Here is a 5280-nt window from a genome sequence, read left to right on the forward strand (position 1 = left end):
CACGCCGGGCGCCGCCGCACGGCGGGTGACGGCGGTCGGCGCCGCGGGGCGGCGGTGCCGGGAGGGCCGACCGCGCTCAAGGCACCGCGTGGCCGGCGCGTCGGAGGGCCTCGCGGGCGGCGAGGTGGCCCGCGAAGCGGAAGGCCCGCTCGTGGGAGCCGAACGCGTGGGCCTGGGCCCGCCGCAGCACGACCCGGGCGGCGACCACCACCGCGTGCTCGGGCAGGTTCAGCTGCTCCTCGATCCCCGCGGCGGCCGCCGCGAAGAAGCGCGGCAGGTCGTCGGCGGGTTCGTACGCCACCGTCAGCCCCGGGCCGGTCTCGAAGACGAAGCCCTCGGCCGCGGGCTCGAAGTCCACCTCGATGTCCGCGAACTGCGGAGCGCAGTTCTGCTTCACGTGCCGCACGCGCACGCCCCGGACCGGACGGGCCGGGAACCGGCGCGAAGGGGGCGCCGCGTAGCACCGCAGGGTCACCGCCCGGTCCGGACCCCACCACCGGACGGCGTCGCCCAGGTGGCGCCAGCCGAGGCGTTCGTAGAGGGCGACGGCCGCCGTGTCGGTGGCGACGACGTCGAGTACCGGGTGCAGCCCGGCCGCGGCGGCCTCCTCCGTGAGGCGGCCCAGCAGGGCCGCGCCCACCCCCAGGCCCCGGGCGGCGGGGGAGACGAACAGACGGTTGACCACCGCCGTCCGCGCGAGCCCGTCGTCCCCGAACCGGCCGGGCGCCACGTCGTCCGCGCCGGGGAGGCAGAGCGCGGCGTGCCCCACGACCGTCCCGTCGCGCTCCGCCACCCACGCGGACCGCAGGGACGGCGGGGTGAGCCAGGCGGCGGGGTCGGCGGGCCGGTCGAGCGGGTAGCCGTCCCGCTCGTGCACCGCGCGCAGCAGCTCCGCGCAGGCGGGCAGGTCGGCGTCGGTGCGGCCACGGAGCCTCACCCCGGCACGCCCGCGGCCCCGACGCACGCCTCGTTGCCCTCCGGGTCGGCGAGGATCCACAGGGACGGCGCGTCCGCGTCGCTGACCAGCCGGCCGCCCGCCGCCAGCGCGGCCGCGACCCGCGCCCCGGCGACGTCGTGCGGCACCCACACGTCCACGTGCACGGTGTTGCGCTGCGAGCGCGCGGCGTCCAGCTGCTGGAAGTAGAAGGCCGCGCCCCGGCGCCGCGGGTCGACCAGGTCCTCCGGGCTCCCGGCGCGGTACTCGTAGCCGAGCAGCGCCCGCCAGAACTCCGTCACCGCCCTCATGTCCAGCGCGTCCAGCGTGACCTGCACACCCCGCAGGGCCGACGGGTCCGCGGTCAGTCCCAGCGACCGCGCGGCCCCGGAGACCTGCCGCGCCATCTCCACGTGCGCGCGGATCAGGCCGTAGTGCTCGGCGGCGGCGGATATCAGCCGCACGGTCACCCCGTCCTCGCGCACGTCCACGTCCGGGCAGCCGTCCCCGGTGCCGGGCAGCTCGGCGAGCGCCGCCACCAGCCCGGCGCCGGCCGCGAAGGACCCGGTGCGGAAGTACGCGCAGGCCCCTTCGCCCAGCACCCGCCAGTCCTCCAGCCCTTCGGCCGCGTGGAAGGCGGCCGGGCGGATCCACTCCACAGTCGTCACGTCCGTCATGCCGCCACGCTATCGGCGGACCGGACGCGGAGAGACCACAAGCTCGGAAGCCGCCCAAGCTCAGAAGCCACTCAAGTCCGTGGACGGTACACGTGCCTCCTTCGTAGGGTGACGATCATGCCCGACATACCGCTGACCGTCCTGGTCGTCCTCTGCGTCGCCGCCCTCGCCGCCGGCTGGATAGACGCGGTGGTCGGCGGTGGCGGGCTCCTGCTGCTGCCCGCCCTGCTGCTCGGCCTCCCGGCCGGCGGCGCGCACGCCGCGCAGTACGCGCTGGGGACCAACAAGGCCGTGGCCATCGTCGGGACCACGGGCGCCGCGATCACCTACGCCCGCCGCACCCCGGTGGACATCGGCACCGCCGTGAAGATCGGACTCGCCGCCCTCGCCGGGTCGAGCGGCGGTGCGCTGGTGGCGGCCGGGCTCAGCACCGACGTGCTGAAGCCGATCGTGATGGTGGTGCTGCTGGCCGTCGGCGCGTTCGTCATCCTGCGCCCGTCGTTCGGCCAGGCGCCCTCCACCGAGCCGGTCTCCCCGCGGCGGGTGCTGGCCGCCGTCGGACTCGGCGGCGTCGGCATCGGGTTCTACGACGGTCTCATAGGGCCCGGCACCGGCACCTTCCTGGTGCTGGCGCTCACCGCGCTGCTCCACCTCGACCTGGTCCGCGCCTCCGCCACCGCGAAGATCGTCAATTGCTGCACCAACGCCGGCGCGCTGGCGATGTTCGCCTGGAAGGGCACCGTCTTCTGGCAGCTGGCCGCGCTGATGGCCGTCTTCAACCTGATCGGCGGCACCCTCGGAGCCCGCACCGCCCTCAAGCGCGGCAGCGGCTTCGTCCGCGTGGTGCTGCTCACCGTCGTGTTCTCGCTGGTCGCCAAGATGGCGTACGACCAGTGGTCGGCCTAGCGGACACGACACCCGGCGGCCGCCCGCCGGCTCAGGCGCCGGCCCGCTCGGTGGTGATGGTGAACCCCGCCGCGCGGAGCCGCCCGGTGAGGGCGTCGGCCATGGCGGTGGCCGGGGTGAGGACGCCGGCGGCGGCGGGGAGCCGTTCGCCGTCGAGGGCGAGCGCGAGTCCGCTCTCGCCCAGCATCACCGCCGTGGCCTGGTAACCGGGGTCGCCCTTCGCGGCGAACACGGCGCGGTAGCGGGCGCCGGTGGTGCTGCGGGTGAACGTCGTCATGGTGAAGTGCCCGTTCGCGCGCGACCGCTCGTCGGGCCCGGTGCCGGGCGCCGGGGCGACGCGGCGCAGCAGCCGCAGGCCGGGGCCGCGGGCGACGAGGGGCCCCAGGGCCTGGAACGCCGCCAGCGCCACGGCGACACCCGCCGCCACGGCCGGGGCCGCCGGGGACCTCCCGGTGTACATGACCTCGCGGTAGCGGAAGTCGCGGCCGTACGCCCAGTCCAGCAGTGCCGTGCTGCGGCGCACGATCTTCGTGTTGTGGGAGGCCATGACGAAGGTGGTCACCCAGCCGGACAGGCCGGGGTCCACGGTGCCGGCCCGGCGCAGCGCGTGGTCCTTCTGGGCCCCGAGGTCGGGCTCGCGCCCCCGGTCGGGGCTGAGGGCGTAGGGGTCGGCGACCACCCGTCCCAGGGACCGGTCGGTGGCGACGGCCTCCATCTGCGTGATGCCGGAGTCGACGGTGCCGCCGCTCATGCCGCCCTTGAGGGCCGCCACGAGCGTGGTGTCGGTCATCAGGCCGGCGTCGTCGTCGGCCAGCCTGCGATGGAGCAGGTAGGCGTTCAGGTCGGAGGGGACCGAGTCGAACCCGCACGAGTTGACGATCTTCGCGCCGGAACGGGCGGCGACGTCGTGGAACCGGTCGACGCACTCGCGCACGAACAGCGGCTCCCCGGTCAGGTCGGCGTAGTGGGTCCCGGCCCCGGCGCAGGCCTCGGCCAGCGGCAGGCCGTACCGGGCGTAGGGGCCGACCGTGGTCACGACGACCGTGGTCCGTTCCGCCATCGCCGCCATGTCGGCGGGACTGCCCGCGTCCGCGACGATCGTCCGCCACCCGGCGGCGCCGTCGCCGAGCGTCCGCAGGAGGGCGTCCAGCTTCCCGGACGAACGGCCCGCCAGGGCGATCCGGGTGCCGGCGGGGGCGGCCCGGGCCAGGTACCCGGCGGTGAGCGCCCCCACGAAGCCGGTGGCGCCGAACAGCACCAGGTCGAACTCTCGCCCGCTCATCGGGTGCGCTCCGTTTCCTCGCCCGCCCTCGGCCGCGGCAGGTCCTGATGGGTGCCGGTCCACGGAGTTTTCCACGGCACGGCGGTCCTCGGACACCCCCGGGACGCGGTCGGCAGGCGGCCGGCGGGTGTGCGGCCCCCTCCGGGGGTGAGGGGCGTCGCGCCCCGGAGGGGGAGGGGCGCGCGGTAGTTGGCGACGGACAGCGGAGGTGCCCGGCAGTCCCGTCGCCCTCGCCCGGCGATGCGGGAGTGCCGCCGACTCCCGCGCCCCTGCACTGACGAGGTAAGCCGCAAGCGCGCCGGAGCGCTTGCCGAGGGGACGTCGGGGCGGCCCCCGCCCGCCGTGCCGCCGCCGGCGTTTCCCCAGCTCACGCGGTCGGCACCGGGCCCGTGCGGGGCGCCTCGGGCGGGCGGCCGAACGAGTGACGCACAATGGGCCGACCGGCGTGACCGCCCCGGGACACCGCCGGCCCACCGCGGGCCGGGGCCGACCCGCGGCGGATCACCACCGGACCGGCGGCGGGCCCGCGCCGGACCCGGTGCGCACCGACAGCGCGGCGACAGCGGACCCGCCCCGGGCCGGGCGGGGCGCGGCGGACCTACGCGGAGGGAAGAGGACCATGGCCGACTGGCTCACCGTGCTCACCACCACCGGCTCCCCGGAGCGGGCGCAGGCGCTGGCGCGCGGCGCCGTGGAGGCGCGGGTCGCCGCCTGCGCGCAGATCGCCGGGCCGGTGACCTCGGTGTACCGCTGGAGGGGTGAGGTGGAGACCGCTCCGGAGTGGCAGGTGCTGTTCAAGACGACCGCCGCCCGGTACGACGCCCTGGAAGCGCACCTGCGCGCCGCGCACGACTACGAGACGCCGGAGATCGTCGCCACGCCCGTGGTGCGCGGCGACGCGCGGTACCTGCGGTGGATCGAGGAGGAGACGGCACCGGCGACGGACGGGGCCGAGGGGACCGGGACGGCACGGGCGACGGGGACGCCGGAGTGAGCGGGCGGACCGAACGGCTCCCGGTCTTCGTCTACGGCACGCTGCGTCCCGGCGGGCGCCACCACCCCGGCTTCCTCCTCGGCCGCACCACCGCCGAGGAGCCCGCCACCCTGCGCGGCGCGGTGCTCCACCACGGGCCCGGCTACCCGTACGCGCTGGAGGACGCCGAGGGCGGGGTGGTCCGGGGCGAGCTGATGACCCTGCGCGAGGACGGCTACGACCAGGTGCTGGCCGCGCTGGACCGGCTCGAGGACTACCGGCCCGGTGACCCGGCCGGCCTCTACCTGCGGGCGGTCCGCGAGGTCACCCGCACCTTCGACGGGGCGCGGGTCACCGCATGGGTCTACCTGGCCGCCCCGCGCATGGCGGCCCGGCTGCGCGCCGAGGCGCGGATCGTCACGGGCGGGGACTGGTTCGCCCGCTGACCGCGCCGGCCCCGCCGGCCCCGCCGGCCGCGTCGGCCGCGTCGGCCGCGTCGGCCGCGTCG

6 protein-coding genes are annotated in these 5280 nt (G+C 76.8%); 3 read left to right on the forward strand and 3 right to left on the reverse strand.

Translation table 11 applies throughout. The features are described 5' to 3' along the window. Nucleotides 1-76: 76 nt before the first annotated feature. Both A2U95_RS33600 and A2U95_RS27335 read right to left on the reverse strand, forming a co-directional pair. The gene (locus tag A2U95_RS33600; RefSeq protein ID WP_338104496.1) at nucleotides 77-937 is read right to left on the reverse strand and encodes a GNAT family N-acetyltransferase; all 861 of its coding nucleotides are present in this window, start codon (nucleotides 935-937) and stop codon (nucleotides 77-79) included. Beyond that, nucleotides 934-1611, reverse strand: a complete 678-nt coding sequence (locus A2U95_RS27335) for a VOC family protein (RefSeq protein ID WP_166027890.1) — start codon at nucleotides 1609-1611, stop codon at nucleotides 934-936. Before A2U95_RS27335 ends, A2U95_RS33600 begins: the two co-directional genes overlap by 4 nt. Nucleotides 1612-1728: 117 nt before the next feature. Between A2U95_RS27335 and A2U95_RS27340 the strand changes: the two genes are divergently transcribed. After that, on the forward strand, nucleotides 1729-2517 hold the full coding sequence (locus tag A2U95_RS27340) for a sulfite exporter TauE/SafE family protein (RefSeq protein WP_166027892.1): 789 nt from the start codon (nucleotides 1729-1731) through the stop codon (nucleotides 2515-2517). 31 nt (nucleotides 2518-2548) lie between these two features. Here the strand turns inward: A2U95_RS27340 and A2U95_RS27345 are convergent, their stop codons facing one another. Next, a complete protein-coding gene (locus A2U95_RS27345; protein ID WP_166027894.1) occupies nucleotides 2549-3799 on the reverse strand; it encodes a saccharopine dehydrogenase family protein in 1251 nt (416 codons plus the stop codon). A 619-nt stretch (nucleotides 3800-4418) separates the two neighbouring features. On the opposite strand from A2U95_RS27345, the gene cutA reads away from it, so the two are divergent. Together cutA and A2U95_RS27355 are read left to right on the forward strand one after the other, a co-directional pair. Beyond that, nucleotides 4419-4793 (forward strand): divalent-cation tolerance protein CutA, encoded by a 375-nt coding sequence (gene cutA / locus A2U95_RS27350; RefSeq protein ID WP_166027896.1) that lies wholly within the window; start codon nucleotides 4419-4421, stop codon nucleotides 4791-4793. Further along, nucleotides 4790-5218 (forward strand): gamma-glutamylcyclotransferase family protein, encoded by a 429-nt coding sequence (locus A2U95_RS27355; RefSeq protein WP_166027898.1) that lies wholly within the window; start codon nucleotides 4790-4792, stop codon nucleotides 5216-5218. The genes cutA and A2U95_RS27355 overlap by 4 nt, the downstream gene beginning before the upstream one ends. Nucleotides 5219-5280 lie beyond the last annotated feature (62 nt).

The organism is Streptomyces chilikensis, assembly GCF_001642695.1.
Classification (GTDB): domain Bacteria; phylum Actinomycetota; class Actinomycetes; order Streptomycetales; family Streptomycetaceae; genus Streptomyces; species Streptomyces chilikensis.

Bases quoted from the DNA above. Each gene is read 5' to 3' on its own strand.
- A2U95_RS27335 (WP_166027890.1), bottom strand. From the start codon at position 1,611: ATGACGGACGTGACGACTGTGGAGTGGATCCGCCCGGCCGCCTTCCAC.
- A2U95_RS27340 (WP_166027892.1), top strand. From the start codon at position 1,729: ATGCCCGACATACCGCTGACCGTCCTGGTCGTCCTCTGCGTCGCCGCC.
- A2U95_RS27345 (WP_166027894.1), bottom strand. From the start codon at position 3,799: ATGAGCGGGCGAGAGTTCGACCTGGTGCTGTTCGGCGCCACCGGCTTC.
- cutA (WP_166027896.1), top strand. From the start codon at position 4,419: ATGGCCGACTGGCTCACCGTGCTCACCACCACCGGCTCCCCGGAGCGG.